This window comes from Priestia iocasae (assembly GCF_016909075.1).
In the GTDB taxonomy this organism is placed as follows: Bacteria; Bacillota; Bacilli; order Bacillales; family Bacillaceae_H; genus Priestia; species Priestia iocasae.
On record NZ_JAFBFC010000009.1, the window covers coordinates 27,561 to 51,555 of the forward strand.

Here is a 23,995-nt window from a genome sequence, read left to right on the forward strand (position 1 = left end):
TCCTTATTGCTCAGCATGTGCAGCAAGTTCTTTTGATAGTGGATTGCGTTTAAAATAATAAATTAATACTAGTGCCACCGCGGCCATTAACACGATGTAAATGAGGAGAAACAATGTAAATAAGAATCCTAAATTGGCTGAGGTCGTTACTGATTCTGACGTACGCATAATGCGGTAAATGACCCAAGGTTGTCTACCTGTACATGCAAAAATCCAGCCAAATTCAATAGAAGCCATTGATAAAGGTCCAGCTAATACAAAGGCCCACATCAGTGGTTTTGGAAATGTTTTTTTCTTCAAAAATTTATACCAGACCACACCAATCATAGATAAAAGAATAAGCATAGAGCCAATTCCAACCATCGCATTAAAGAGCGTATGAACAAAAAGTGGAGGCCAATAATCTTCAGGGAAGTCGTTTAGTCCAACAACGACTGTATCAAAGCGATCATTTGCTAAAAAGCTTAGCGCCCAAGGGATTTCAATTCCCCATTTTACTTCTTGAGATTCGCGGTCAGTAAACCCACCAATCGCTAGAGGAGCATAACTTTGAGTTTCAAATAATCCTTCTGCAGCAGCTAACTTCTCCGGCTGATATTCGTGAAGTAGCTGTGCAGACTCGTGACCATTTAAGGCAGTTAAGAACGAAAAGATTAAGCCTACCACTAATCCCATCATGAGTGCTTTATGATGGAACTTATATAATCGCGGATCTTTCTTTCTCGTGCGTAGCATTTTGTAAGCTGCAATTGATGCAATAATGAATGCACCAGTCATATAAGCTGAAACAGCTACATGTCCAGCTGTTACAAAAAAGCTTGGATTGAAAAATGCAGCCCATGGATCAACGTCAACAATCTCTCCATTTTCAATCCGAAATCCTGCAGGAGTACCTTCAAACGCATGAACATTTGTAATTAACACAGCGGATCCAAGTGCTCCAAGTGCCACAAGAATTAAACTAATAATGCGCATTTTTCGTGAGATACGATCTGCAGCATACACATAAATAGAGAGAAACAGTGCCTCGATGAAGAAAGCATAAATTTCAATTTGAAAAGGGAGAGACATCACTTTCCCGACAACTTCCATAAACCCAGGCCATAATAAAGCGAGTTGTACACCTGCAATGGTACCCGTTGGAATCGCAACACCTAATAAAATTGCTTGTGCTTTTGTCCATCGTTTAGCCATTAATTCATAATCGGTATCTTTTGTTTTTTGATAGAGTAATTCAGCAAGTAAAATCATAAGTGGAATGCCGACACCAAGGGTTGCAAAGATGATATGAACTCCCATTGTCATACCGAACATCGACCGTGCGGTGACTAAATGATCCATTAAAAACCAACCTTTCAAGTAGAGTATTGATGCCCATTATTGTCCACTTTTTACCACGAATTATGCATAAATAGGAAATCATATTTTTTATAAGCTTAATACTTGAAAATAAGAATCATTACGATATAATGGTTATAGTCATAATTAAAAAGGAGAGATAATATGAAACCAAATACACATCCTGAATATAAAAAAGTCGTATTTATGGATACAAATAGTGGATTTAAATTCTTAACGGGTGCGACAAAATGGTCAAACGAAACAATTGAGTGGGAAGATGGTAACACATACCCATTAATTAAAGTAGAGGTTAGTTCTGACTCACATCCGTTCTACACAGGTAGACAAAAGTTTGCAGATCGTGGAGGACGTGCAGACCGATTCATGAAAAAATACAATATGACAACAAAATAAACCAGCCACTTGGCTGGTTTATTTGTTTAGTTTAGTGCTTTTTTCAACGTTTCAATGTTTTTCTTCATAATAGAGAAGTAATCTTCATTATTTTGAACGTCTTCTTTTGTTGCTGATTCTAAGTTATGAAGAGTTAAAGCTTCAGCATCAATTTCTTTTTGAACCAGTTCCGCGATTTTAGGCTGTAGGTTCTGTTCGAAAATAATATATTTAATTTGATGTTCTTGTGCTTCTTTAATAATCTCTTTTAACTGTTTTTGTGAAGGCTCATTCGTTGGAGATAAACCAGCTACACTGATTTGTTGTAATCCATAACGCTTTTCCCAATAACCATAAGCAGCATGGGCAACAAGAATTTCTTTCTTAGAACTAGTTTCAATTGTCTGTTTGAACTCTTGATCAAGTGCTAGTAAGTCCGCTTTTACTGCTTCAAAGTTCTTTTCAAAGTCTTCTTTTGCGTCAGGCTTTAATTCAACAAGTGACTTTTTAATGTTTTCAGCTAGAGTGATAGAAAGAATAGGATCAATCCATACGTGCGGATCTTCATCTCCATGAGCGTGAGCATCATGACTTTCCTCTTCATGAGCGTGATCATTATGGTTTTCCTCTTCATGAGCATGAGCATCATGATTTTCTGCATGTTGAGCTAACTCAATATCTTCAGCTGCTTCAACAAGTTGTACCTCTTCGTTTACTAATGTTTTCTTTGCATTATCTACAAAGCCTTCTAATCCAATGCCTGAATAAATAAAGGCGTCAGCTTGAGCAAGATTTACCATTGTTTTAGAAGTAGGTTCGAATGTATGTGCATCTACTCCAGGTGGGAATATACTTTCTACGTTAACATGTTCTCCGCCAATTTTTGTTGCGAAATCTTGTAGAGGGTAAATCGTTGTATATATGTTTAATTTATCATCTGAACTGCTAGTAGAACTAGCTTCTTCTTTTACATCAGAGCCACATCCAGCTAATGCTGTGCTTGCTCCTAAGAGTAAAGCCATCAGTGTTGCTTTTAGCTTCATTTATCATTTCTCTCCTTTTTATCGTTCTCTGTTTCTTATGACCTAAGCCATTATATCGTAAGTGTTACGATTTGAAAACAGTGAAATTAGGATGAAACGGTGAATGGAGGAAGAGGATCATAAAATGTAGACCAATCTTGTTCCATTTCTTCATCAGTTAAAAGGCACATATCTAATGATTTCTCCACTTCATCTCTATTCATCTCAAGTCCGATAAAGACCAATTCATTCATTCGATCCCCAAATTTCTCATCCCATTTTTCAAGTAATTCAGGCTCTTCTCTTAACGTTTGTTGTTTTTCTTCTTCCGAATAAGCAGCAACCCACTCACCTGCACCTTGAATCATAATAGAAGTACCAGCTTGAGAAAGGAGCCCGGACATATCATTTCGAGAGGCTAACCAGAAGAATCCTTTTGCACGCACAATATCTACTGGCCAATCTTCCAACCACTTCATTAATCGTTCAGGATGAAAAGGACGTTTTCTACGATAAACGAAAGATGAGATACCAAACTCTTCTGTTTCAGGTGTATGGTGTTCTACGTTTAACTCTTTAATCCAACCAGCCGCTTGACTTGCTTTATCAAAATCAAACAAGTTTGTGTGTAAAACTTCAGATAATGCAACATGACTGTTTACAGTTTGAATGATCTTTGCTTCAGGATTTAATTTGCGTAATACATGTTCTAACTCAATTGCGTCTTCCTCCTCTAACAAATCGACTTTGTTAAGTAGAATGACATTCGCAAATTCAATTTGATCAATAAGTAAATCAACCACTTCTCTTGTATCATTTTCATCTGTACCTTCTTTACGGTCTAATAAGCTTTCTCCGCATGAGAAGTCATCCCAGAATCGATTTCCATCCACAACGGTTACCATTGTGTCTAATTGACAAGTCTTTGTTAAGTCAATTCCTAACTCTTCATCAATGTAAGTAAAAGTTTGCGCAACAGGAACAGGCTCACTAATTCCTGATGATTCAATGACAATGTAATCAATATTTCCTTCTTCAACGAGTCGTTCTACTTCTTTCATTAAGTCATCACGTAGTGTACAGCAAATACAGCCGTTTTGCATTTCAACTAACTTTTCTTCTGTACGAGAGAAGCCACCTTGATTGACTAAATCAGCGTCAATGTTCACTTCACTCATGTCATTGACAATAACTGCAACCTTTAATCCTTCACGATTTTGTAAAATATGATTAAGTAAAGTGGTCTTACCAGAACCTAGGTAACCACTTAAGACAGTAACAGGTACTTTTTTCATTTATGTATCCTCCTTGAGATAAATAAGAATTGTTACGATTTAACTTTTACATCATACAGAATAATTAAGTATAATACAAGTATGAAATGTTAGATGAAAAAAAAGGAATTTCTACTAAGTAATGATGAACTTCTATGATAAGATGGTTAGTATAGTCATTCATCACTTTTTTTGCTTATAATTAATAGTATATTCAATCATGAAGGAGAGAGTAGAGGTATGAGTTTACTAAAAGACGTATTAACCTATAATGAAAGGTTTGTAGAAGAAAAAGAATATGAAAAGTATCATACGACGAAATTTCCAGATAAAAAGTTAGTTATTTTATCTTGTATGGATACAAGGCTAGTTGAATTACTACCAAGAGCTATGAACCTTCGTAATGGTGATGTAAAAATCGTTAAAAATGCGGGGGCAATTGTATCTCATCCTTTCGGAAGTATTATGAGAAGTATATTAGTAGCGGTATATGAGTTAAATGCGGACGAAGTGTGTGTAATTGGTCATCATGATTGCGGGATGGGAAAACTGACGCCTGAATCAATTATTGAAAAAATGCAAGATAAAGGGATATCAGAAGAAGTATTTAATACACTTGAATATTCCGGTGTTGAATTAGACAAATGGTTAAGAGGCTTTAATTCCGTTGAAGAAAGCGTCACACATAGCGTGAGCACGATTAAGAATCACCCATTATTTGCAAAAGAAATTCCTGTACATGGCTTAGTCATTGATCCAGGCACAGGAAAATTGGACTTGGTTGTAGATGGATATGAAAATAACTAACTAATGATGTGACTGTTTTTTTTCAGGGACTTCATCAATGCCACCTGGGTGAAATGGGTGGCATTTTAAAATTCGTTTAATCGTTAGCCAGCCACCTTTTATAGCTCCAAAACGCTTAATAGCTTCAAGTCCATAATGCGAACATGTCGGGTAAAAGCGGCACGTTGGAGGCTTAATAGGTGAGATAACTTTTTGATAAAAACGAATAATGGCTAAAAAAACTTTAGCTAACATGTTATTCACGTTCCTTTTTTCATGTACTTTGTCGTTACTATAGCTGATTTTATGTGAAAAATGCAACCAAATAAAGTTAAATCAGATTAAATGGATGAAATATATCGGAATTGAGTGTATGATAGAATAAGAGTTAAAAAAAGGAGTGGTGATAATGCCATCAGTAGAAAGCTTTGAACTTGATCATAATGCCGTAAAAGCACCTTATGTGAGACATTGTGGAGTCCACAAAGTAGGTAGTGACGGATTAGTGAATAAATACGATATTCGTTTCTGTCAGCCAAATAAACAAGCAATGAAGCCAGATGCTATTCATACGCTTGAGCATTTATTAGCGTTTAACATTCGTACTCATGCAGAGAAGTATGATCACTTTGATATTATTGATATTTCACCGATGGGTTGCCAAACGGGTTACTATCTTGTAGTAAGCGGTGAACCAACAGTTGATGAAATCATTGACTTATTAGAAGATACAATGAAAGATGCAGTTGAAATTGTTGACATTCCAGCTTCTAACGAAAAACAATGTGGGCAAGCAAAACTTCATGACTTAGAAGGTGCAAAGCGTTTAATGCGTTTTTGGCTAGAACAAAGTAAAGAAGATTTAGCAAAAGTATTTGGATAAACAAGAAGAGCTGACTTTTAGGAGTCAGCTTTTCTTGTTTATAAACTGTTTACGATTAACTGAGCAGCTTGTCGAGCTCCTGATATGTTCCGAGCAATAGGACCAACTTGTAGCTCTGCTAATGCACCAGTAACATATAAATTAGGTCCCCACTGCAAAGAATGAGAAACAATCGGATAGCCACAAGATGCACATTTCAAATTTTGATCGTGAATTAACGGCTCAATCCACTCTTTTCCAGGCAAAGTTCCTTCAAATCCAGTTGCTAATAAAATATTTGCCGTTTGATGAGAAGGATGCTTTTTAAGCAGCAAGTTTATTTGATTATCTAGCTTATAGTCAACAACGGTATCGTCAATGATGGTTAAGTGCTTTTTACGCTCAAGGTGCTTCATCTTTATTGACAATTCCCGTGGAATTGAACCTTTGTTTCTAGCTTTTTTTATTGCTTCACGACGTTGGCGGTAGTCATCTAAAAGACGGAAAGATACTTGATTTTTAGGTCCGAGCCAAGCTGGATTGCTATCAAAGTCATGAACCCGAAAAGGATGTCGTTTAATCATTGTGACCATCCCCGGATGCAAGCTAGCCGCTTTAATGGCTGTATGTACAGCTGTAATTCCTCCACCAATAATAGTGATGGAACCTTCAAGGGTAGGAATAGATGGACAAGAAGAGTCAAAGATATGATGGACGCTATTTTGATTTTCCTCTTTTAATTGTATGGCCCATTCTGGCCAATGCCTTTGCTCGCCAATCCCAATTGATAGAACTAAATTTCTCCCTACTAGTTCTTCCCCTTGGTTAGTCATCACTGTCCAAACTCCGTGTTGTTTGTTTACATGTATCACTTTTCCTTGATGCCAGCTTTCTTTTAAACCAATGTCTTCAATGATATGGTCACAATGGTCATTAAATAGTGGCAAGGAAGGACGTTTATATTGGCCGTAGAAGCGATCTGTATGAAAGGTTTGCTTTTCCTTATTGGCAAAAGCTTGTAAGCTAAACGGAGCTACGTCAATATGATGAACAGAAGGTGAACGAAGAAAAGGCATGGATATCATACCTGTACAATGCTTCCAATTGGCTAATGGTTCATCATGTGGATCAACAATGGCTAGTCGATCCATTGTTGTTTTTTTTTCTTTAATAAGAAAGGTAGCAAGTGTTATACCTTGCATTCCTCCTCCAACAATAATCCAATCGTACATACGTTATGCTCCTTTCGTTTATGATAATCGTAACCATTACGCTTTGATGATTAAAATATACTAAAAGAAATGGAAAATAGTCAAGAGGGTGTCTATATGAAGAGGGGAATGAATGTAATCCGCTCGTCACGGATAAAGCAAGGCTATTTTATACTCTCGTCATGAAAATCTGTTTCTTCTCGATTCGGGTTATCTTCTAAAGAATCTACCTTATGTTTATAGTCATAGGCTTTGGATGTTGTAACGACGCTTAATAATAAGACAATGGCTACGATAACAATTGAAACAATGAGGATCGTATATAGCATAGTAGCTCTCCTTTTTTTACTGTCATAATCTTTCCTTCATTCTACCATAATAGGAGATGTGAAAAGTTGAAAATGATGTTTTAAACAATCGAAAACGGGTACTACTATATGTAGAAGGAGTGAGATGAATGTCAGAACAATTAACAGGTGTTGTAAACAATCAAATTGCAAATTTTAGTGTATTGTATATGAAATTACATAATTACCATTGGTATGTAAAAGGTCAACAATTCTTTACTCTTCATGAGAAGTTTGAAGAGTTATACAATGAAGTGGCTACAAATATTGATGACTTAGCAGAGCGCTTACTCGCTTTAGAAGGAAACCCAGTCGCAACAATGAAAGAGTGTCTTTCTATGTCAAGTATTCAAGAAGCAAGTGGGAACGAAACAGCGACAGACATGGTTGCTACCCTTGTTTCAGATTTTGATACACTTACAAAGGAATTAAAAGACGGCATGGATATTGCTGGAGAAGTAGATGACGAAACAACAGGTGATATGTTATTAGCCATTCATAAAAGCTTTGAAAAACATGCGTGGATGTTAAAATCATTCCTCGGTAAATAAGAAAAAGAATGAGCATGACCGCTTTTGGTCGTGCTCATTCTTTTTCTGTTCTAGGGAAGTTTGAAAATTTGTTAAAGTTGCTCTTCAACTTTTGTTTTTACATAAGAGAATAACAAATCGTGGATGTCTTTTTCACTCATGTTTTGAACGATTTGTGATAGTTGGTCTTTTGTCATTTGCGACACGAAGGAATAGATAAGAGCATCAACGTCTTCATTATCTCTTTGTCCTCGCAATTTAACTTCTTCATGTATAGAATCAATCCAGTTCATATCATTCACCTTTCTAAATTTAATTGACATGGCTACTTAGTAATTGTGAACACGTTTATTCTCTGTTTCATATTATAAAGATATAAGTCATTTTTAGAAGGAGGGGTGCAAAATGCAAAAGTACAGTTTATTTACTTTGTCTGGATTAGGCTCTCTTTCAATTTTCTTATTTGGGGGATGGGATTATTTATTAATGGTTCTAATAGCCTGTGTAGCATTAGATTATATAACGGGCGTCTTAGCTGCATTTGTAAAAAAATCACTATCCAGTAAAGTAGGTTTTAAAGGAATTGCCAAGAAAATCTTCATTTTTATCTTAGTTGCTGTTGCGAATTTTTTAGATTCATTATTGTGGGACAACCACCTTATTCGTGATGCTACCATTTTATTTTATGTTGTGAACGAAATTATCTCCATCACTGAAAATGCTGGGGTTGTAGGGCTACCGATTCCCGGACCTATCTTAAAAGCAATTGAGCAACTGAAAGACCGTTTAAAATAGCCGATGAATAAACTTACGCATTAATTGGCATAAGAAAAGTAGAGAAGGAAAAAAGGAGTTGCTTGCATTGGAACAAAAGAAAAAAACATATTACATCTCATTAGGGGCAGGCGAGATTTCACAAGTTCGATCAGCTTCTGAATGGAATTATGAAATCAAAGCAACAGACGATGAAGTGACCGTGCTAAGAGAATACTTTGATCAGCGTTTTTCGAGTGATTGGCAAGGTTTTTTCCGAGCTCATGTTCCTTATTTAGAATATCATTACGATCGCCAAAATGATGCGTATGACCAAACCACCACAAAGATATTTGAATTGATACACAACTTAGGAAATGATGAAACACGTACACATATTGAACAAATGGGTATCCTATCACAACACAACGAGTAGTTCTAAGTGAATTACTCTTTTTTTATCGTTTCATACTTTTTCTCCTAAGAAAGTCTTCAATCTATGATAAAATGATAAAAAAATTAAATGGGGCTTGAAGATAACATGTACACTTTTAAGGATGCATATAATAACCAAGTATTTTTATCATTTGAACGTCATCCATTCTCAAAAAATCCTCGTCATGTTTGGGTTGTATGTACCTATGATGGTAAGTGGTTGCTTACAAAACATTCTAAGCGTGGAATGGAGTTTCCAGGTGGGAAACTAGAGATTGGAGAGACACCTGAACAAGCAGCGGTGCGTGAGGTATTTGAAGAGACGGGTGGAAAAGTGGATACACTGACGTATATTGGTCAGTATAAAGTAGTTAGCAAAGGTGCACCGATTATTAAGAATATTTATGTAGGTAAAGTTAAAGAATTAGTCGAACAACAAGATTATTTTGAAACAAAAGGGCCTGTACTTTTAGATGAAATTCCTCCCTCAATTCAAAGAGAAGAAGGATTTAGTTTTATTATGAAAGACAATGTGCTTCAATACGTCATGAAGTATATAAAGCGAATTAAAGCTATTTAATGACTAGATGAATCTGTGATAAAAAACTTTATTTGTTAGCAGTAAAACACATCTGTTGTCTCCTTTATTTAGCGGAAACAGGATAAGGTGTTAAATGGGAAAGTCATCCCTTTTGAAACAACTTCCTGAAAGCTGGACCGTCATCAAAGCCTAATCACAGGTTTTGGTTGACGGTCCTCTTTATATAAAACAGAAAAAGACTCGTTGGAAAGTCCATTTGATCCCGTTTTTAAGTGTAATATGCTCACTTTTCATGTTGTTTTATTAATTTTCGTTCTAAATAATTCACACCTTGGTACATCATAGTTGCACATACAGCGATCAGTAATAAGCTTAATAGGACTAGTGTAAAGTTGAATACCTGAAATCCGTAAATGATCATATATCCTAATCCTTTAGAGGAAACAAGAAACTCTCCAACAATGACTCCAACCCATGATAATCCTACATTTACTTTAAATGTAGAGATAATGGCTGGTAGTGAAGCAGGAAGAACGGCTTCCTTAAAGCATTGATGCTTTGTAGAGTTAAAGGTCTTTAGCAGTTTGATGTAATTTTCATCTACTTCTTTAAATGCGGTATACACCACAATGGTTGTAATAATAACAGAGATAATAGCACCCATGACAAGGATAGAGAAGAACCCAGGACCAATGGCTACAATCAAAATAGGGCCTAATGCTACTTTAGGCATTGCATTAAGAATGACTAAATAAGGATCCAGCACACGAGCGAGCCGAGGTGAATACCACAGCGCGGTAGCTAGTAATACACCGGCTAATGTCCCCATTATAAATCCTAAGACCGTCTCAAATAATGTAAACGTAATGTGGGGAAGTAGAGATCCATCGGCTAACTTGATTGTGAATAAACTCCAAATTTTAGATGGTGAGCTAAAGATTAAGCGATCAATCCATTGGTATAAAGAAGCAATCTCCCACAATGCAAAAAATAAAACGAAGATAAGAGCTTGAAGAGTCATGACGACTCTCTTTTCTTTTTTTAAGTTATCTTTATATTGTTTATGAAGAGAGTTAATTCTTATTTTTTGATTCAAGGTGATCAAGCTCCTTCCAAATGCTTTGAAATAATTCATTGTAGGCAGGATGCTGCCTTGCATCAAAGGGAGAAAGTGATCGAAGTTCTTTAGGTACAATAAATGTTTTAGCAACGGTTCCAGGACGATTAGAAAGAAGGAAAATGCGAGTACTCATGGCAATCGCTTCTCCAATATCATGAGTAACAAGAACGGCTGTTTTTCTTAATGACATGAGGGTTTTAGAAACAAGCTCTTCTAACTTTAACTTTGTCTGAAAATCGAGCGCTGAGAAAGGTTCATCTAACAAAAGAATAGAAGGATCAATGGCAAGTGTGCGTACAAGAGCAACGCGTTGTCTCATTCCTCCAGACAGTTGACGTGGATACAAGTCTTCAACATCGGTGAGGCCAATATCTTTTAATAAGCGAAGAGCAATCTCTTCTTTTTCTTTCGTATATTCTTTTCTCATTTTTAATCCAAGAAGGATATTTTCCTTAATTGTTTTCCAAGGAAACAAGTAATCTTGCTGTAACATGTATCCGATTCTTGAATCATTAGTATGAATGTCTTCATGATTAATGGTCACGACTCCCTCAGTAGGTTTAAGGAGTCCAGCAATAATAGAAAGTAGTGTAGTCTTTCCACAGCCACTAGGGCCAAGGAAGGAGACAAATTCCCCTTCCTCAATTGTTAATTCAATGTTCTCTAATGCAGTAATAGCAGATTCTTTTGTAAAATACGTATGTTGAACGCGATGGACATGTAAGTTAGACATGTCGATCCTCTCCTTATTCAGAGATTACTTTTTCTGCAAAGCTTGTATTGACGAGTTCAGAATAGTTCACTTCAGCTGGCAATTCTCCTGCTTCATCCATAATATCTTGAAGGTTTTTCCAAGCTTCTTCAGGCAGTAATGGTGTTTTTGCATAAGACTGTTGAGCTTTATAACGTTCAACGACTGTTTCAATAATATCGAGTGATGTGTCCTCAAATTGAGGTTGAATAGACTTTGCCACTTCTTCAGCGCTATGTGTATCGACCCATTGTTGAGCTTTATAGATAGCACGTGTGAACTTTTCAATCGCTTCTTTATTTTCTTTGATAAAGCTTTGCTTACTCATATAAGTTGTATAAGGAACACTTCCTGATTCTTCGCCAAAAGATGCAACGATATATCCTCTGCCTTCTTTTTCAAAAATACTGGCTGTCGGCTCAAATAATTGAACATAATCTCCTGTTCCAGAAGCAAAAGCATTAGCGATATTTGCAAAGTCTACATTTTGAATAAGGTTTAAATCTTTTTGAGGGTTAATATCATGCTGCTTCAGAACGTATTCCCCCACCATTTGTGGCATACCGCCTTTTCGTTGACCTAAAAAGGTTGTGTCCTTCAATTGATCCCATGAAAATGACTCTATTTTTTCACGTGAAACAAGGAATGTACCATCTGTTTGAGTAAGTTGTGCAAAGTTCACAACAGGATCACTTGCTCCTTGAGCGTAGACATAAATAGACGTTTCAGCACCTACTAAAGCAATATCAACTCCGTCTGAAAGAAGAGCGGTCATGGTCTTGTCTCCACCCCATGTAGTTTGTACCTTCACATCTAACCCTTCCTCTTCAAAGAATCCTTCAGAAAGAGCTACATATTGGGGAGCATAAAAAATAGAATGTGTCACTTCACCAACACGCAATGTATATGTTTCTTCTTGTTTATTACACGAGATAAGTGGAACAATTAGTATGAAGACAGCAAGAATGGAGAGAATCCATTTGAATTTTTTAATCATACGCCATCTAATCCTCCTTAAAGTTGCAAATGTACTTTATGATAAAGTATGAAGAGAGAGGGCATTTGGTGAGTGCCTAGTTCCAAATGAAAGGTAAAAAAGATGGGAGGTGAAAAGATGAACAATGGTTTAATTATAGACAAACAAAGATTTCCGTCTCCTAATTCGAAAATCGAGCTTTATATTGTCACCTATCTATCAAATGGATTAAAAGTAAAAGGATTACTTGCAGAGCCAAAAGAAGAAGGGAACTATGATGGTTTTTTATATTTAAGGGGTGGAATAAAAAACGTAGGAATGGTTCGAGTGGGACGAATTGTTCAATTTGCGTCAGAAGGGTTTGTTGTGATGGCGCCTTTTTATCGAGGTAATCAAGGAGGAGAAGGAAATGAAGATTTCGCTGGTGATGACCGTGAAGATGCACTTTCCGCTTATGACTTATTAAGAAATCATCATCGTGTACACCAAGACCGCATTCATGTCTTTGGCTTTTCACGTGGCGGGGTGATGGCATTATTTACAGCGATTTTTCGTAAAAGTGTTTCATCACTTGTTTTATGGGGAGGTGTCAGTGACATGACACTTACTTATTATGAAAGAGAAGATTTACGTAGAATGATGAAAAGAGTGATTGGTGGCACACCTAACAAATATCCAGAACGCTACGAGTGGAGAACCCCATTGTATCAATTAGAATATCTTCAAGCTCCTGTTTTATTAATTCATGGTGAAAAGGATAGAAATGTATCCATTGAACATTCTTATAAGTTGGAAGGGAAGTTAAAAGAGTTAAATAAGCAGGTAGATAGCTGGTATTTTAACGATTTCACTCATTACTTTCCACCAGTAAAAAATAGAGAGACAGTACATAAACTCACAAAATGGATGAAGAAGCAGTCATAAGAAAAGGAGTTTTCCTTTTGAAATAGACGTTGTACAATACAAGAAAGGCACGAAAAAGGAGGGCTAAATATGGGCATGCCGTTAGAGTTAAATACGATGATTGTAACAAAAGGATTAGAAAAACGAATGGATGAAAATCTTTTTGTATTAGAGAAAGCAGGATACCGTTTGTATCCATTAGATATTCCAATTAGTGTACATAAAACAAAAGAGGGAGAGCGCACAGGAACAGGTGTTATCCGTAAAGTAGAGCTCGTTAATAATCAAACACGCATTACATATGAATTAGTAAAATTAAATTCAACGAATTAATCCACTAAAAAAACCTGACATGACAGAGTAGCTGTCATGTCAGGTTTTTTTAATTGAATCGTATGCTTAGGTAAGCGACTTTTACTCGTTTCGTCAAATCGGGACGCTGTTTGCTTTTAAGACAAAACGCTTCCATGTTAATGGATAACGATTATGTTAATGGACCGCCAGCATCTTTAATAATACTTGGAACATTCGAGAATTTCTTGAAGTTTTCTTTAAACTTAGAAGCTAATTCTTTTGCTTTTACTTCATATTCTGCACCATCTGCCCATGCTTTTGCTGGCTGTAGTACTTCATCAGGTACACCAGGAACATGAATAGGGATCTCTAAGCCGAATATAGAATCTTTCACTGTCTCAGCGCTATCGAGTTCACCTTCTAAAGCTGCTTGAACCATAGCGCGTGTATAGCGTAATTTCATTCGTTCTCCAACTCCATACTCTCCACCAGTCCATCCAGTGTTAACGAGGTACACGCTTACATTATGTTCATCAATTTTCTTTCCTAGCATTTCAGCATATGTTGTTGCCGGCAAAGGTAAGAAAGGAGCTCCAAAGCATGTAGAGAATGTAGCTTCTGGAGATGTAACACCACGCTCGGTTCCAGCAAGCTTACTAGTGTAACCGCTTAAAAAGTGATACATTGCTTGTTCTTTAGTTAACCTGCTGATTGGAGGTAACACACCAAACGCATCAGCTGTTAAAAATACAATGGCTGTCGGATGGCCAGCAACACTTGGATCTACGATGTTATCCATTGCTTGAAGCGGGTATGCTGCACGTGTGTTTTCTGTTAACGAATTATCATCGTAATCTGCTAATCTTGTATCATAATCAATCGTCACATTTTCAAGGACGGCACCAAATCGAATAGAATTGAAGATTTGTGGCTCTTTTTCTTCTGATAGATTGATACACTTTGCATAGCAACCACCTTCAACGTTAAATACGCCAGAGTTTGACCAGCCGTGCTCATCATCTCCAATTAATCGTCTATTTGCATCAGCAGATAATGTTGTTTTCCCCGTTCCTGATAATCCAAAGAATAATGCAACATCACCTTCATTGCCTACGTTAGCTGAACAATGCATAGATAAAATATCTTGTTGAGGAAGAAGGAAATTCATAACTGAGAAGATGGACTTTTTCATTTCACCTGCGTATTCAGTACCACCAATTAAAATCACTTTGCGTTCAAAAGAGATAATAATAAACGTTTCAGAATTTGTACCATCTACAACTGGATCAGCTTTAAAGTTTGGAGCTGATACAATCGTAAATTCAGCAGATTGAGAAGTTTCATTGTTGTCAGTTGGACGGATAAATAATTGATGAGCAAATAGGTTATGCCACGCGTATTCATTAATTACACGAATTGGAAGAGTGTATTTTACATCGGCACCTGCATAGCCGTTAAAAACGAATAATTCATCTTTTTCCTTTAAGTATGCTAAAACCTTTTTATATAAAGAATCAAATTTCTCAGCAGAAAATGGTTTGTTCACTTTACCCCAATCAATCAAATGCTTAGTCGCTTCTTCTTCTACGATAAATTTGTCTTCTGGAGAGCGTCCTGTATATTTTCCAGTCTCTACACGTACAGCACCTGTAGACGTTAATGTTCCTTCACTGCGTTGTAGCACTCTCTCTACGAGTTGAGGCACAGAAAGGTTCTGTTGAATTGTTTGTAGTTTAAGTAGTTCAGATAACTCAATAGACATATCCACTGTACTCATTTGCAATACCATCCTTTGTTTTTTGTTGCGATACAATAAATTCATAAATAGTATAACACATTTATATTAATAGTCTATACTAATTATCTAAAATTGTTTATATATAATGTAAAAATAGGCTTGGACTAACTCATCATTTTTATTTTCTAGCTAAATTGTCTAGATAAACTTGTATGACAAATACATTTTAAAGCGCTTTCAATAATACTTCAACATAATTCGTTGAAAAAATTGTATTTTTAGCATACTTTTTATAATGGATGTAGAATATCTATTCAAAGTAGAGGGAAGTTCATGCTTTATGAAAAGAGAATTTCAAATGAGTAAGGAAAAAGGAACATTTATTTTGATATAGACGTAAAGAATGGGCCAACTTTCAAAAGTAAAAACATGAATAAAATTATTTGAACAAGGTTGACACTACAAAGGAAAATAGGGTATGATATGTCATTGAACGGATACTCTCTTATCCCGAGCTGGTGGAGGGACAGGCCCTATGAAACCCAGCAACCATCACCATTTTTTTACATATTTAGGTGATAAGGTGCTAACCTGATGCAAGGCATGACCTTGATCGATAAGAGTGAAAGGCTAAGTTGAATTTGATACCTTTCCTCGAATTTAGGAAAGGTTTTTTATATTTTCAATTGTTTTTATAAACAATATAAAGGGAAATGAGTACCGTATCACTATGCAACTGTATTAAAGGAGGAAAATTGATGTCAACGAAACGTCGTTTATTTACGTCAGAATCTGTAACAGAAGGCCACCCAGATAAAATTTGTGACCAAATTTCTGACTCTATTCTTGATGCAATTTTAGCAAAAGATCCAAATGCTCGTGTAGCTTGTGAAACAAGTGTTACAACTGGTTTAGTATTAGTAAGTGGTGAGATTACAACATCTACGTATGTAGATATTCCAAAAACGGTGCGTGAAACAATTAAAGAAATTGGCTACACGCGTGCAAAATATGGTTTCGATGCTGAAACTTGCGCTGTTTTAACATCAATTGATGAGCAATCTGCTGATATTGCAATGGGTGTTGATAAAGCTTTAGAAGCTCGTGAAGGTCAAATGACTGACGAGGAAATTGAAGCAATCGGTGCAGGTGACCAAGGTTTAATGTTTGGTTTTGCTTGTAACGAGACAAAGGAATTAATGCCTCTTCCAATTTCTTTAGCTCATAAATTAGCTCGACGCCTAACAGAAGTTCGTAAAGAAGAAATTCTTCCTTACCTTCGTCCAGATGGAAAAACACAAGTAACAGTTGAATACGATGAAAATAACAAGCCAGTTCGTATTGACACAATTGTTATTTCAACTCAACACCACCCAGAAATTACGTTAGAGCAAATTCAACGTAATTTAAAAGAGTATGTAATTAACCCAGTTGTTCCTCAAGAATTAATTGATGAAAATACAAAATATTTCATTAACCCAACTGGTCGTTTCGTAATCGGTGGTCCTCAAGGTGATGCTGGTTTAACAGGCCGTAAAATCATCGTAGATACTTACGGTGGTTATGCTCGTCACGGTGGTGGAGCATTCTCTGGTAAAGATGCAACAAAAGTAGACCGTTCTGCTGCATATGCGGCTCGTTACGTTGCGAAAAACATCGTAGCTGCAGGTCTTGCTGATAAATGTGAAGTTCAATTAGCATATGCAATTGGTGTTGCTCAACCAGTATCAATTTCAATTGATACATTTGGTACAGGTCAAGTTTCTGAAGAAGTGTTAGTAGAAGCAGTTCGTAACAACTTTGACCTTCGCCCAGCAGGTATTATTAAAATGCTTGATCTTCGTCGTCCAATTTACAAACAAACAGCTGCATACGGTCACTTCGGTCGTACAGATATTGATGTTCCTTGGGAGCGTACTGACAAAGCACAAGCACTAAAAACAGCTGCATTAGGTAACTAATAAAAAAACAAGCCCTCCTTTAAAGGAGGGCTTGTTTTTTTATGCGAGTTGAATAGACTGCTTTCTATTTATTAAGGCTTCTTCATATTCCATTAATAAGCGTTCAAAGATGCTATCCCACGTTTGAGTTAATGCATAATTCCGGCCTTGATGTCCAAAATGAATTCGCTTATGAAGATCCTCTAACAGTTCTACAATATGATGCACAAACTCTTGTACTGAGTTAGGGTTGCAAAGATAACCGTTTCGCCCTTGTTGAACAATGGTTTTTACACCACCAGCATTTGCACCAACCACTGGTGTTCCACAAGCAAGAGATTCTAGTACAACATTTCCAAAGGTTTCGGTTGCTGAAGGGAAAACAAATAAATCAGAAGCAGCATACACTTTTGCAAGGTGTTCACCTTGAAGGAAACCAGTGAATGTCATATGCTCAAGAGATTCTTTTTGAAGCTGTTCTTTCAAAGGTCCATCTCCAACAATTAGCCAGTGAATTTTATGTCGAATATGAGGAGGCATAGATTTTGCAATTTCCATAAAGGTATTTAAATTTTTTTCAGGCGCAAGTCGTCCAACGTACGTTAAGATATAAGGCTTTTTGATGTTGTATTTAATCCTCACATCAAACCGATCATAGTGAGGGTGAAATAATGTGTGATCTACACCGCGTGACCAAATCGAAAGATTTGTAAAGCCTTTGCTTTGCAGATGATCTTTTGTTGCTTGAGAAGGTACAAAGATACGTTCTAATGGTTGGTGAAACCATTTCATATATTTCCATAAAAAAGGAGATAGGAAGTTCAAGTCATAATAAGACAAATATTGTTCAAAATCAGTATGATACGAGCCTACAATTGGAATATTCATTTTTTTGGCGTAATGCAAACCGCAGAGTCCAATATTAAAAGGGGTAGCGATATGGATGATATCTGGTTGAAACTCTTGTAGCTGTGTTTTAATTTTTAGCATGTTTGGTAAAGCCAAGCGGCACTCAGGATATAGAAAAAAAGGCAAACTTATAAAGCGATGAATCTGCTTTGAAAATAAGTCTTCGTTAATACTTTCAGGAGCAAAAACTTGATAATCTATTTTTTGGTGCTCAAAATAATTTGTTAATTTAGCTAACGTTTTTGCCACACCGTTTACATCAGGTATAAATGTATCTGTAAACAAAGCCACTTTCATTCTATCTCCCCCTATCCATTCAATGATGGTTGTGCATATCTATCTATTCTTTGAAATAAATAAAGTTTGTATATATTTCTTTATATCGTAAGAAAGTAAAGAGATAATATACCGACTGAAGTTCCAAGAATCATGCCGGCACCAACATCCGTTGGATAATGAAGCCCTAAATAAATACGAGATAACCCTACACTTAATGCAAATGGTAATAACATCATAGCAAGAGATGGTAAGTAGAAAATAAAGGGAATTGATACTGAAAAGATAGCTGTTGTGTGACCAGAAGGAAATGAGTGGTCTTTTAAAGGATTCTCTAATACTTTTGTATTTTCGATTTGTAAATAGGGTCTTTTTCGAGGATAGATACGTTTTAAGATTGCTACAGGAATATGACTGATTGCAAGTGAGATAGCGCTAGCTACAGCAATCATCTTTAAAGGTCCTTTCATGACTAATAACATAGCTAATACTGTAGCAATTGTAAAAGTTGCTCCACCTAGATGTGTAACAGTGCGAAAATAAACATTAGCTAGTTTACGATCAAAATGTTTATTAACACTTCTAAATACATAGCACTCAAAATCATATAGTTGGCGAATTAACTTGGTTCTCATTTTTAAGTCCCCTTTAATAAAAAAGTGTTACTTTTATTTTAAGAGGGAAATGTTTAGGAAGTAATAAGGTAGTGTAAATTAATAGAAAATTTAGATGAGATTGGGTTGAAAAGCCTAAAGCGATAAATGGATAGGTATATCATCTATTTTAGCGTTGGTAGGAGGAGATTGAGGTGACAGTATTTTAGCCGTAAAAAGCCTTTTAATTCGATGATTATATCTAATTGTTCAAACAACCTATAAGCAAGGCATAGGTCTTACTTATAGGTTATGAAAAGTTGTTATACAATATAGAGAAAAGGGAGTCAGTGCATTGTGACGGTGTAAAAAAAGAAGGCAGTCTTTTTTCGTAATTTTGAGAGCACCTTTTGTTCTATTTGACGCACTGATTTATAATGAGAAAAGAGATTATTTATTTTAATGAACGATAATATTGGCCTTTTTCAACGTAGCTTTTTCGGATACGGTCCATGTCTTTTCGATCATCGTCTGTGAGTTCACGTATCACTTTCGCTGGTCTTCCAAGAGCAAGTGTGTTAGGGGGAATTTTTTTCCCAGGTGGTACAAGACTTCCGGCACCAATAAAAGCACCTTCACCAACTTCAGCTCCATCTAAAATAATGGACCCCATCCCAATTAAGGAATTTTTTCGAAGAATAGCGCTATGTAAGATAACTTGGTGCCCAACGGTTACGTCGTCTTCAATGATAAGTGGATTGTCTGGACTTTGGTGAAGGGTTGATTGATCTTGGATGTTGACGCGATTACCAATAATGGTAGGAGCTACATCACCGCGGATAACGGTGTTAAACCAAATGCTACTTTCTTCTCCAATTGAAACATCACCTGTAATGGTTACATAATCAGCAATATAGACGCTTGATGAAATAATAGGTGTTTTGTCTTTGTATGGATAAATCATATCGTCATCCCCTTTATAGTAGTTGAAAAAAATGAATAAATCTTCTAATGTAAGTGTACAAAGTTTTTTGAAGTGAGTAAACAAAAGAAAGGAAGTAGCTTTTATGAGGAAATGGGAAGCTGAAAACCCTAAAGGTGTAATAGTCATGGTACACGGAGCATCGGAACACCATGGTCGTTATCGTTGGCTAATTGAAATGTGGCGCTCCGTCGGTATGCATGTCATTATGGGAGACCTTCCTGGACAAGGAATGACAACAAGAAGAAGAGGGCATATTAAATCATTTGATGAGTATATAGAAGAGATTGATACGTGGGTACGAGAAGCTCAAACATATGATTTGCCAATCTTTTTATTAGGTCATAGCATGGGAGGCCTTGCTGTCATTCGTACATTGCAAGAAAAAAAACTACCGGTGTGGGGAGCCATTTTATCATCCCCTTGTTTAGGTTTAAAAGAGCATCCCCCAGCTTATGTTGATTTATTATCAAAAGGATTAAATAAATTAATGCCAAGCATGTTATTTAATACGATATTAACGGTTGATAAAGTAACAAGAAACAAGGAAATTATGGATGAAGATCAAAATGATTCGTTATATGTAACAAAAGTATCTGTACGTTGGTATCGAGAGTTAATGCATGCAATGAATATGGCTTTTCGCGAAGTAGAGAAAACACCCGATGTACCAATTTTATTAATGCAAGCAGGAGAAGACAAAATTATCGAGAAGCTAATTGTAAAGCAATGGTTTGATGAAGTCGACTTAAGTGAAAAAACGTATAAAGAATGGACATCTCTATATCATGAAATCTTTAACGAACCAGAAAGAGAGCAAGTTTTTGCTTATGCCAAAAGCTTTGTGGACCTTCACATATAGGTAATTACCATGCTGGTGATCTAAATTTGAGGTGATTAATACGATGAAAATTCCTTCTCATCCTTTTTGGTTAATGAAGAGAGTGTACAAAGATATATTGCCAATTGTTCATAAAGAGTTAGCGCATTGGAGAGCGTTTGCAGAAAAGATTCCAAATGATGAGCTTCGAAAACAAGCACTTGCAAGTATCAATGAAAAAACGTTTCATTGTGAAGGTGGAGGCATTCTTGCTATTTTAGCAAAAGAACATATGAGTGAGTGTGTACGTTTTATTGTCGCGTATCAAACCATTAGTGATTATTTGGATAATTTGTGCGATCGAAGTAATTCATTAGACCCTCATGATTTTGCTGCTTTGCATGAATCCATGCCTGATGCATTAACAATAGGAGCTCCTTTACGCAACTATTATCGATTTCGTGAAGATCAAGATGATGGTGGATATTTAGCTGCATTGGTTCAAACATGTCAACAAGTATTAACCAATACGTTACACTATCCGACTGTTTCCAAACACCTTTTAGAATTAGCAGCTTACTATTGTGATTTGCAAGTACATAAACATGTCAAAGTGGAAGAGCGTGTACCACGTTTAGAAAGTTGGTTTTCTTCGTACAAAAAAAATCTCCCTAAAATGGAATGGTACGAGTTTTCCGCATGTTCAGGATCAACTCTCGGCATTTTTTGTTTAGTCGCCTACAGTTTTCAATCTACCTTTACAGAAGAGCAAGCACTAAAGGTGAAAAGTGGTTATTTCCCTTATATACAAGGACTGCATATTTTATTAGATTATTTCATTGACCAAGAAGAAGATAAAGCAGGAGGAGACTTGAATTTTTGTTTTTACTATCCTCATTATGAATCAATGATGGAGCGATTTTTACACTTTGTAACAGAAGCTGATTCTCATATAAAAGGTTTGCCAAATGAAAGTTTTCATCGTTTTATCAATCGAGGATTATTAGGCGTGTATTTATCCGATGATAAGGTAAGAAGTCAGAAAGAGGTTCACACGAAGGCGAAGCAACTGATTAAATCAGGTGGAAAGCTTAGTTATTTCTTTTATGTAAATGGACGACTTTATCGAATGTTATCTAGAAGCTAAGTCACAATGAGTAAAAATGCTCATTGTGACTTAGTTCATGCAATCATCTTCACAGTACCTTCTATCTCTTCTCGATGGCTACAATAAATGGAGGATTGTTTTGCTGATTAATGAATTGATATTGAAGAACATGAACCAATGTCTGATCAAGCTGTTGAACATATTGAAGTAACGCTTGTTTTTCTACTTTTCCCTCTGCATGTCCATGGTAAATAACGAGAACAATGACGCCCTCTGGTGCAAGCCAGTCAATTAATTGTTCAATCGCTTTAATAGTAGAATCAGGAGTGGTCACAATGTCTTTGTCCCCACCTGGTAAATACCCTAAATTAAAAATAGCTCCTGTTACTTTTCCTTTTAAGGAGGGGGGAACGAAAGCAGAAAATTGTTCATGACTAGCATGGAATAACGTTACACGATCATAGACACTATGCTCTTGTAGCCGCTTAGCTGTTTTTTCTAAAGCGTCTTGCTGCACATCGAATCCATACACATGTCCGTGTTCCCCAATTAAATTGCTCAAAAACAATGTATCATGTCCATTTCCAATTGTTGCATCCACAACTATATCACCTGGATGAACTGCTCGTTCTAATACCGTACGAGCAAAAGGTAAGATACGTTCTAATTTCATGGCGCTATCACTTCCTTTTCAAAATACTTCCCTTGATAGCTATTTCTCCGAACAAGTTCATGGTCAATCGCATTTAATACTCCCCATTTATTTACACTCCACATAGGGCCAATCATCAAATCAATAGGTCCATCCCCTGTAATGCGGTGAACAATCATTTCAGGAGGTAAAATCTCTAACTGATCACATACAAGATTGACGTAATCATCAAAAGTTAAAAACTCAACCAAGCCTTTTTCGTACTGCTTTACCATTGGTGTTCCTTTTAGTAAATGTAATAAATGAATTTTAATGCCTTGTACATCAAGTTTAGCTACTTCACGAGCCGTTTCCATCATCATTTCTGGTGTTTCAAGTGGTAGCCCATTAATAATATGAGAACAAACGCGAATTCCATGTTTACGAAGTTTATTCACACCCTCTACATAACATTGATGATTGTGAGCACGATTAATCAATAAAGATGTTCGCTCATGAACAGTTTGAAGTCCAAGTTCTACCCATAAATAAGTGCGTTCATTTAGTTCAGCTAAATACTCTACCACGTCATCAGGTAAACAGTCTGGTCGTGTAGCAATAGAAAGGCCCACAACACCAGGAAGGTTGAGAACAGCTTCATATTTTTCACGCAACACATCAACAGGAGCATGAGTATTGGTGAAGGCTTGAAAATAAGCCATGTACTTTCCATTTTTCCATTTATCATGCATTTTATTTTTAATTTCATCAAATTGTGTAACAAGATCATCTATACGATTCCCGGCGAAGTCTCCAGATCCAGCGGCACTACAAAACGTACAGCCACCATGTGCAACAGTGCCATCACGGTTGGGACAATCAAATCCTCCATCAAGTGCTACTTTGAATACTTTATGGCCAAAGGTTTGACGTAAATGATAATTCCATGTATGGTAACGCTTATTTTCGGTTGTATAGAGAAACGGATTATGCTGTTTCAAGTGATTAAGCTCCTTTTTAAGACAAAATAAAAGCATACATCAACAAATTTTATCAAAAACAAAAAGTATATCCAAATGAAAATTTTATTAGCAGTTTCTTCTATATAAAAATGCTGTCGTAAACAACGATGATTTTGCACAAAATAGTGTTGAGAGCCGCTTTATTATGTTTTTTAAATGGAGGTAATTAAATGGCAACTCGTCAATCGGTTGATAAATTAATGCAACAATGTGAAGATGCAATGTGTTTTGCAAAAGAACAGCTTCAAAATGGTATGCAGCAAGAGCATTATAATGGTACAGAATATACTAGCGCCCAATTAGGATTAGAAAACGCGTACAAAGAGTTAGAAGAGTTAGCTCATAGCGCAAATCCTCAACAACGCGAGCAGTTATACCGAATGAGATTACAAATTCAACAATTACAAAATGAAATGATTGTGACAGAACATTAAAAC

29 protein-coding genes and 1 riboswitch are annotated in these 23,995 nt (G+C 36.3%); of the genes, 13 read left to right on the forward strand and 16 right to left on the reverse strand.

The features are described 5' to 3' along the window. Nucleotides 1-3: 3 nt before the first annotated feature. The gene (locus JOC83_RS18265; protein WP_205188819.1) at nucleotides 4-1,341 is read right to left on the reverse strand and encodes a cytochrome ubiquinol oxidase subunit I; all 1,338 of its coding nucleotides are present in this window, start codon (nucleotides 1,339-1,341) and stop codon (nucleotides 4-6) included. Between the two features lie 162 nt (nucleotides 1,342-1,503). Here JOC83_RS18265 and JOC83_RS18270 point away from each other — a divergent pair, with 162 nt between their 5' ends. Beyond that, nucleotides 1,504-1,755 carry a type B 50S ribosomal protein L31 gene (locus tag JOC83_RS18270; protein ID WP_205188820.1) on the forward strand — a complete coding sequence of 84 codons (252 nt, stop codon included), beginning with the start codon at nucleotides 1,504-1,506 and terminating at the stop codon, nucleotides 1,753-1,755. A 26-nt stretch (nucleotides 1,756-1,781) separates the two neighbouring features. Here the strand turns inward: JOC83_RS18270 and JOC83_RS18275 are convergent, their stop codons facing one another. Both JOC83_RS18275 and JOC83_RS18280 read right to left on the reverse strand, forming a co-directional pair. After that, nucleotides 1,782-2,777 (reverse strand): metal ABC transporter substrate-binding protein, encoded by a 996-nt coding sequence (locus JOC83_RS18275; protein ID WP_205188821.1) that lies wholly within the window; start codon nucleotides 2,775-2,777, stop codon nucleotides 1,782-1,784. 86 nt (nucleotides 2,778-2,863) lie between these two features. Beyond that, nucleotides 2,864-4,051, reverse strand: a complete 1,188-nt coding sequence (locus JOC83_RS18280) for a GTP-binding protein (protein WP_205188822.1) — start codon at nucleotides 4,049-4,051, stop codon at nucleotides 2,864-2,866. 219 nt (nucleotides 4,052-4,270) lie between these two features. On the opposite strand from JOC83_RS18280, the gene JOC83_RS18285 reads away from it, so the two are divergent. Continuing rightward, nucleotides 4,271-4,837, forward strand: coding sequence for a beta-class carbonic anhydrase (locus tag JOC83_RS18285; RefSeq protein ID WP_205188823.1), 567 nt, complete (start codon nucleotides 4,271-4,273; stop codon nucleotides 4,835-4,837). Here the strand turns inward: JOC83_RS18285 and yidD are convergent, their stop codons facing one another. Then, entirely contained in the window at nucleotides 4,838-5,071 is a 234-nt protein-coding gene (yidD, locus tag JOC83_RS18290) for a membrane protein insertion efficiency factor YidD (RefSeq protein WP_205188824.1), read from the reverse strand. 154 nt (nucleotides 5,072-5,225) lie between these two features. Here yidD and JOC83_RS18295 point away from each other — a divergent pair, with 154 nt between their 5' ends. Further along, entirely contained in the window at nucleotides 5,226-5,699 is a 474-nt protein-coding gene (locus JOC83_RS18295) for an S-ribosylhomocysteine lyase (protein ID WP_205188825.1), read from the forward strand. A gap of 38 nt (nucleotides 5,700-5,737) precedes the next feature. Here the strand turns inward: JOC83_RS18295 and JOC83_RS18300 are convergent, their stop codons facing one another. Both JOC83_RS18300 and ytzI read right to left on the reverse strand, forming a co-directional pair. Further along, nucleotides 5,738-6,910 carry an FAD/NAD(P)-binding protein gene (locus JOC83_RS18300; protein ID WP_205188826.1) on the reverse strand — a complete coding sequence of 391 codons (1,173 nt, stop codon included), beginning with the start codon at nucleotides 6,908-6,910 and terminating at the stop codon, nucleotides 5,738-5,740. 143 nt (nucleotides 6,911-7,053) lie between these two features. Further along, nucleotides 7,054-7,218, reverse strand: a complete 165-nt coding sequence (gene ytzI, locus JOC83_RS18305) for a YtzI protein (protein WP_205188827.1) — start codon at nucleotides 7,216-7,218, stop codon at nucleotides 7,054-7,056. Nucleotides 7,219-7,346: 128 nt separating this feature from the next. On the opposite strand from ytzI, the gene JOC83_RS18310 reads away from it, so the two are divergent. Further along, complete coding sequence (locus JOC83_RS18310) at nucleotides 7,347-7,787, forward strand: Dps family protein (RefSeq protein WP_205188828.1); 441 nt, start codon at nucleotides 7,347-7,349, stop codon at nucleotides 7,785-7,787. Between the two features lie 71 nt (nucleotides 7,788-7,858). Here JOC83_RS18310 and JOC83_RS18315 read toward each other — a convergent pair whose 3' ends face one another. Beyond that, nucleotides 7,859-8,059, reverse strand: a complete 201-nt coding sequence (locus tag JOC83_RS18315; RefSeq protein WP_205188829.1) for a hypothetical protein — start codon at nucleotides 8,057-8,059, stop codon at nucleotides 7,859-7,861. A gap of 112 nt (nucleotides 8,060-8,171) precedes the next feature. On the opposite strand from JOC83_RS18315, the gene JOC83_RS18320 reads away from it, so the two are divergent. The 3 genes from JOC83_RS18320 to ytkD all read left to right on the forward strand — a co-directional run bounded on the left by JOC83_RS18320 (nucleotide 8,172) and on the right by ytkD (nucleotide 9,534). Then, complete coding sequence (locus JOC83_RS18320) at nucleotides 8,172-8,561, forward strand: phage holin family protein (protein ID WP_205188830.1); 390 nt, start codon at nucleotides 8,172-8,174, stop codon at nucleotides 8,559-8,561. A gap of 67 nt (nucleotides 8,562-8,628) precedes the next feature. After that, the gene (locus JOC83_RS18325) at nucleotides 8,629-8,955 is read left to right on the forward strand and encodes a hydrolase (protein ID WP_205188831.1); all 327 of its coding nucleotides are present in this window, start codon (nucleotides 8,629-8,631) and stop codon (nucleotides 8,953-8,955) included. 105 nt (nucleotides 8,956-9,060) lie between these two features. Then, on the forward strand, nucleotides 9,061-9,534 hold the full coding sequence (ytkD, locus tag JOC83_RS18330; RefSeq protein ID WP_205188832.1) for an RNA deprotection pyrophosphohydrolase: 474 nt from the start codon (nucleotides 9,061-9,063) through the stop codon (nucleotides 9,532-9,534). Between the two features lie 244 nt (nucleotides 9,535-9,778). On the opposite strand, the gene JOC83_RS18335 is transcribed toward ytkD, so the two are convergent. The 3 genes from JOC83_RS18335 to JOC83_RS18345 are packed head-to-tail and all read right to left on the reverse strand — an operon-like array spanning nucleotide 9,779 to nucleotide 12,363. After that, the gene (locus tag JOC83_RS18335) at nucleotides 9,779-10,516 is read right to left on the reverse strand and encodes an ABC transporter permease (RefSeq protein WP_239583632.1); all 738 of its coding nucleotides are present in this window, start codon (nucleotides 10,514-10,516) and stop codon (nucleotides 9,779-9,781) included. A 52-nt stretch (nucleotides 10,517-10,568) separates the two neighbouring features. Next, nucleotides 10,569-11,348 carry an ABC transporter ATP-binding protein gene (locus JOC83_RS18340; RefSeq protein ID WP_205188834.1) on the reverse strand — a complete coding sequence of 260 codons (780 nt, stop codon included), beginning with the start codon at nucleotides 11,346-11,348 and terminating at the stop codon, nucleotides 10,569-10,571. 13 nt (nucleotides 11,349-11,361) lie between these two features. Continuing rightward, a complete protein-coding gene (locus JOC83_RS18345) occupies nucleotides 11,362-12,363 on the reverse strand; it encodes an ABC transporter substrate-binding protein (RefSeq protein WP_205188835.1) in 1,002 nt (333 codons plus the stop codon). A gap of 117 nt (nucleotides 12,364-12,480) precedes the next feature. On the opposite strand from JOC83_RS18345, the gene JOC83_RS18350 reads away from it, so the two are divergent. Together JOC83_RS18350 and JOC83_RS18355 are read left to right on the forward strand one after the other, a co-directional pair. Beyond that, a complete protein-coding gene (locus tag JOC83_RS18350; protein WP_205188836.1) occupies nucleotides 12,481-13,266 on the forward strand; it encodes an alpha/beta hydrolase family protein in 786 nt (261 codons plus the stop codon). A 69-nt stretch (nucleotides 13,267-13,335) separates the two neighbouring features. Then, nucleotides 13,336-13,578, forward strand: coding sequence for a DUF2584 domain-containing protein (locus JOC83_RS18355; RefSeq protein ID WP_205188837.1), 243 nt, complete (start codon nucleotides 13,336-13,338; stop codon nucleotides 13,576-13,578). Between the two features lie 151 nt (nucleotides 13,579-13,729). Here the strand turns inward: JOC83_RS18355 and pckA are convergent, their stop codons facing one another. Then, complete coding sequence (pckA, locus tag JOC83_RS18360; protein ID WP_205188838.1) at nucleotides 13,730-15,316, reverse strand: phosphoenolpyruvate carboxykinase (ATP); 1,587 nt, start codon at nucleotides 15,314-15,316, stop codon at nucleotides 13,730-13,732. Nucleotides 15,317-15,779: 463 nt separating this feature from the next. Continuing rightward, nucleotides 15,780-15,900, forward strand: a riboswitch (SAM riboswitch). 135 nt (nucleotides 15,901-16,035) lie between these two features. Between pckA and metK the strand changes: the two genes are divergently transcribed. Further along, on the forward strand, nucleotides 16,036-17,238 hold the full coding sequence (metK, locus tag JOC83_RS18365; protein WP_205188839.1) for a methionine adenosyltransferase: 1,203 nt from the start codon (nucleotides 16,036-16,038) through the stop codon (nucleotides 17,236-17,238). Between the two features lie 39 nt (nucleotides 17,239-17,277). Here metK and JOC83_RS18370 read toward each other — a convergent pair whose 3' ends face one another. The 3 genes from JOC83_RS18370 to JOC83_RS18380 all read right to left on the reverse strand — a co-directional run bounded on the left by JOC83_RS18370 (nucleotide 17,278) and on the right by JOC83_RS18380 (nucleotide 19,959). Continuing rightward, complete coding sequence (locus tag JOC83_RS18370) at nucleotides 17,278-18,423, reverse strand: glycosyltransferase family 4 protein (protein ID WP_205188840.1); 1,146 nt, start codon at nucleotides 18,421-18,423, stop codon at nucleotides 17,278-17,280. 80 nt (nucleotides 18,424-18,503) lie between these two features. Then, nucleotides 18,504-19,037, reverse strand: a complete 534-nt coding sequence (locus JOC83_RS18375) for a phosphatase PAP2 family protein (RefSeq protein WP_205188841.1) — start codon at nucleotides 19,035-19,037, stop codon at nucleotides 18,504-18,506. Nucleotides 19,038-19,449: 412 nt separating this feature from the next. Further along, the gene (locus tag JOC83_RS18380) at nucleotides 19,450-19,959 is read right to left on the reverse strand and encodes a gamma carbonic anhydrase (RefSeq protein ID WP_205188842.1); all 510 of its coding nucleotides are present in this window, start codon (nucleotides 19,957-19,959) and stop codon (nucleotides 19,450-19,452) included. A 103-nt stretch (nucleotides 19,960-20,062) separates the two neighbouring features. On the opposite strand from JOC83_RS18380, the gene JOC83_RS18385 reads away from it, so the two are divergent. Continuing rightward, the gene (locus JOC83_RS18385; RefSeq protein WP_205188843.1) at nucleotides 20,063-20,839 is read left to right on the forward strand and encodes an alpha/beta fold hydrolase; all 777 of its coding nucleotides are present in this window, start codon (nucleotides 20,063-20,065) and stop codon (nucleotides 20,837-20,839) included. Between the two features lie 43 nt (nucleotides 20,840-20,882). Next, on the forward strand, nucleotides 20,883-21,944 hold the full coding sequence (locus JOC83_RS18390; RefSeq protein ID WP_205188844.1) for a tetraprenyl-beta-curcumene synthase family protein: 1,062 nt from the start codon (nucleotides 20,883-20,885) through the stop codon (nucleotides 21,942-21,944). A 61-nt stretch (nucleotides 21,945-22,005) separates the two neighbouring features. On the opposite strand, the gene mnmM is transcribed toward JOC83_RS18390, so the two are convergent. Beyond that, the gene (mnmM, locus tag JOC83_RS18395) at nucleotides 22,006-22,578 is read right to left on the reverse strand and encodes a tRNA 5-(aminomethyl)-2-thiouridylate-methyltransferase MnmM (protein WP_205188845.1); all 573 of its coding nucleotides are present in this window, start codon (nucleotides 22,576-22,578) and stop codon (nucleotides 22,006-22,008) included. Continuing rightward, a complete protein-coding gene (gene mnmL, locus JOC83_RS18400; RefSeq protein ID WP_205188846.1) occupies nucleotides 22,575-23,537 on the reverse strand; it encodes a tRNA modification radical SAM protein MnmL/YtqA in 963 nt (320 codons plus the stop codon). Before mnmL ends, mnmM begins: the two co-directional genes overlap by 4 nt. A gap of 191 nt (nucleotides 23,538-23,728) precedes the next feature. Here mnmL and JOC83_RS18405 point away from each other — a divergent pair, with 191 nt between their 5' ends. After that, the gene (locus JOC83_RS18405) at nucleotides 23,729-23,992 is read left to right on the forward strand and encodes a YtzC family protein (protein WP_205188847.1); all 264 of its coding nucleotides are present in this window, start codon (nucleotides 23,729-23,731) and stop codon (nucleotides 23,990-23,992) included. The last annotated feature ends 3 nt before the right edge of the window (nucleotides 23,993-23,995 follow it).

What these genes read in the sequence shown, in the direction of transcription:
- JOC83_RS18315 (WP_205188829.1), bottom strand. Translation starts at nt 8,059, where the DNA reads ATGAACTGGATTGATTCTATACATGAAGAAGTTAAATTGCGAGGACAA.
- JOC83_RS18370 (WP_205188840.1), bottom strand. Translation starts at nt 18,423, where the DNA reads ATGAAAGTGGCTTTGTTTACAGATACATTTATACCTGATGTAAACGGT.
- JOC83_RS18380 (WP_205188842.1), bottom strand. Translation starts at nt 19,959, where the DNA reads ATGATTTATCCATACAAAGACAAAACACCTATTATTTCATCAAGCGTC.
- JOC83_RS18340 (WP_205188834.1), bottom strand. Translation starts at nt 11,348, where the DNA reads ATGTCTAACTTACATGTCCATCGCGTTCAACATACGTATTTTACAAAA.
- JOC83_RS18385 (WP_205188843.1), top strand. Translation starts at nt 20,063, where the DNA reads ATGAGGAAATGGGAAGCTGAAAACCCTAAAGGTGTAATAGTCATGGTA.
- JOC83_RS18265 (WP_205188819.1), bottom strand. Translation starts at nt 1,341, where the DNA reads ATGGATCATTTAGTCACCGCACGGTCGATGTTCGGTATGACAATGGGA.
- JOC83_RS18275 (WP_205188821.1), bottom strand. Translation starts at nt 2,777, where the DNA reads ATGAAGCTAAAAGCAACACTGATGGCTTTACTCTTAGGAGCAAGCACA.
- JOC83_RS18270 (WP_205188820.1), top strand. Translation starts at nt 1,504, where the DNA reads ATGAAACCAAATACACATCCTGAATATAAAAAAGTCGTATTTATGGAT.
- yidD (WP_205188824.1), bottom strand. Translation starts at nt 5,071, where the DNA reads ATGTTAGCTAAAGTTTTTTTAGCCATTATTCGTTTTTATCAAAAAGTT.
- ytzI (WP_205188827.1), bottom strand. Translation starts at nt 7,218, where the DNA reads ATGCTATATACGATCCTCATTGTTTCAATTGTTATCGTAGCCATTGTC.
- JOC83_RS18310 (WP_205188828.1), top strand. Translation starts at nt 7,347, where the DNA reads ATGTCAGAACAATTAACAGGTGTTGTAAACAATCAAATTGCAAATTTT.
- JOC83_RS18355 (WP_205188837.1), top strand. Translation starts at nt 13,336, where the DNA reads ATGGGCATGCCGTTAGAGTTAAATACGATGATTGTAACAAAAGGATTA.
- JOC83_RS18280 (WP_205188822.1), bottom strand. Translation starts at nt 4,051, where the DNA reads ATGAAAAAAGTACCTGTTACTGTCTTAAGTGGTTACCTAGGTTCTGGT.
- metK (WP_205188839.1), top strand. Translation starts at nt 16,036, where the DNA reads ATGTCAACGAAACGTCGTTTATTTACGTCAGAATCTGTAACAGAAGGC.
- JOC83_RS18375 (WP_205188841.1), bottom strand. Translation starts at nt 19,037, where the DNA reads ATGAGAACCAAGTTAATTCGCCAACTATATGATTTTGAGTGCTATGTA.
- JOC83_RS18300 (WP_205188826.1), bottom strand. Translation starts at nt 6,910, where the DNA reads ATGTACGATTGGATTATTGTTGGAGGAGGAATGCAAGGTATAACACTT.
- JOC83_RS18405 (WP_205188847.1), top strand. Translation starts at nt 23,729, where the DNA reads ATGGCAACTCGTCAATCGGTTGATAAATTAATGCAACAATGTGAAGAT.
- JOC83_RS18390 (WP_205188844.1), top strand. Translation starts at nt 20,883, where the DNA reads ATGAAAATTCCTTCTCATCCTTTTTGGTTAATGAAGAGAGTGTACAAA.
- ytkD (WP_205188832.1), top strand. Translation starts at nt 9,061, where the DNA reads ATGTACACTTTTAAGGATGCATATAATAACCAAGTATTTTTATCATTT.
- JOC83_RS18335 (WP_239583632.1), bottom strand. Translation starts at nt 10,516, where the DNA reads ATGACTCTTCAAGCTCTTATCTTCGTTTTATTTTTTGCATTGTGGGAG.
- mnmM (WP_205188845.1), bottom strand. Translation starts at nt 22,578, where the DNA reads ATGAAATTAGAACGTATCTTACCTTTTGCTCGTACGGTATTAGAACGA.
- JOC83_RS18350 (WP_205188836.1), top strand. Translation starts at nt 12,481, where the DNA reads ATGAACAATGGTTTAATTATAGACAAACAAAGATTTCCGTCTCCTAAT.
- JOC83_RS18295 (WP_205188825.1), top strand. Translation starts at nt 5,226, where the DNA reads ATGCCATCAGTAGAAAGCTTTGAACTTGATCATAATGCCGTAAAAGCA.
- JOC83_RS18320 (WP_205188830.1), top strand. Translation starts at nt 8,172, where the DNA reads ATGCAAAAGTACAGTTTATTTACTTTGTCTGGATTAGGCTCTCTTTCA.
- pckA (WP_205188838.1), bottom strand. Translation starts at nt 15,316, where the DNA reads ATGAGTACAGTGGATATGTCTATTGAGTTATCTGAACTACTTAAACTA.
- JOC83_RS18345 (WP_205188835.1), bottom strand. Translation starts at nt 12,363, where the DNA reads ATGATTAAAAAATTCAAATGGATTCTCTCCATTCTTGCTGTCTTCATA.
- JOC83_RS18285 (WP_205188823.1), top strand. Translation starts at nt 4,271, where the DNA reads ATGAGTTTACTAAAAGACGTATTAACCTATAATGAAAGGTTTGTAGAA.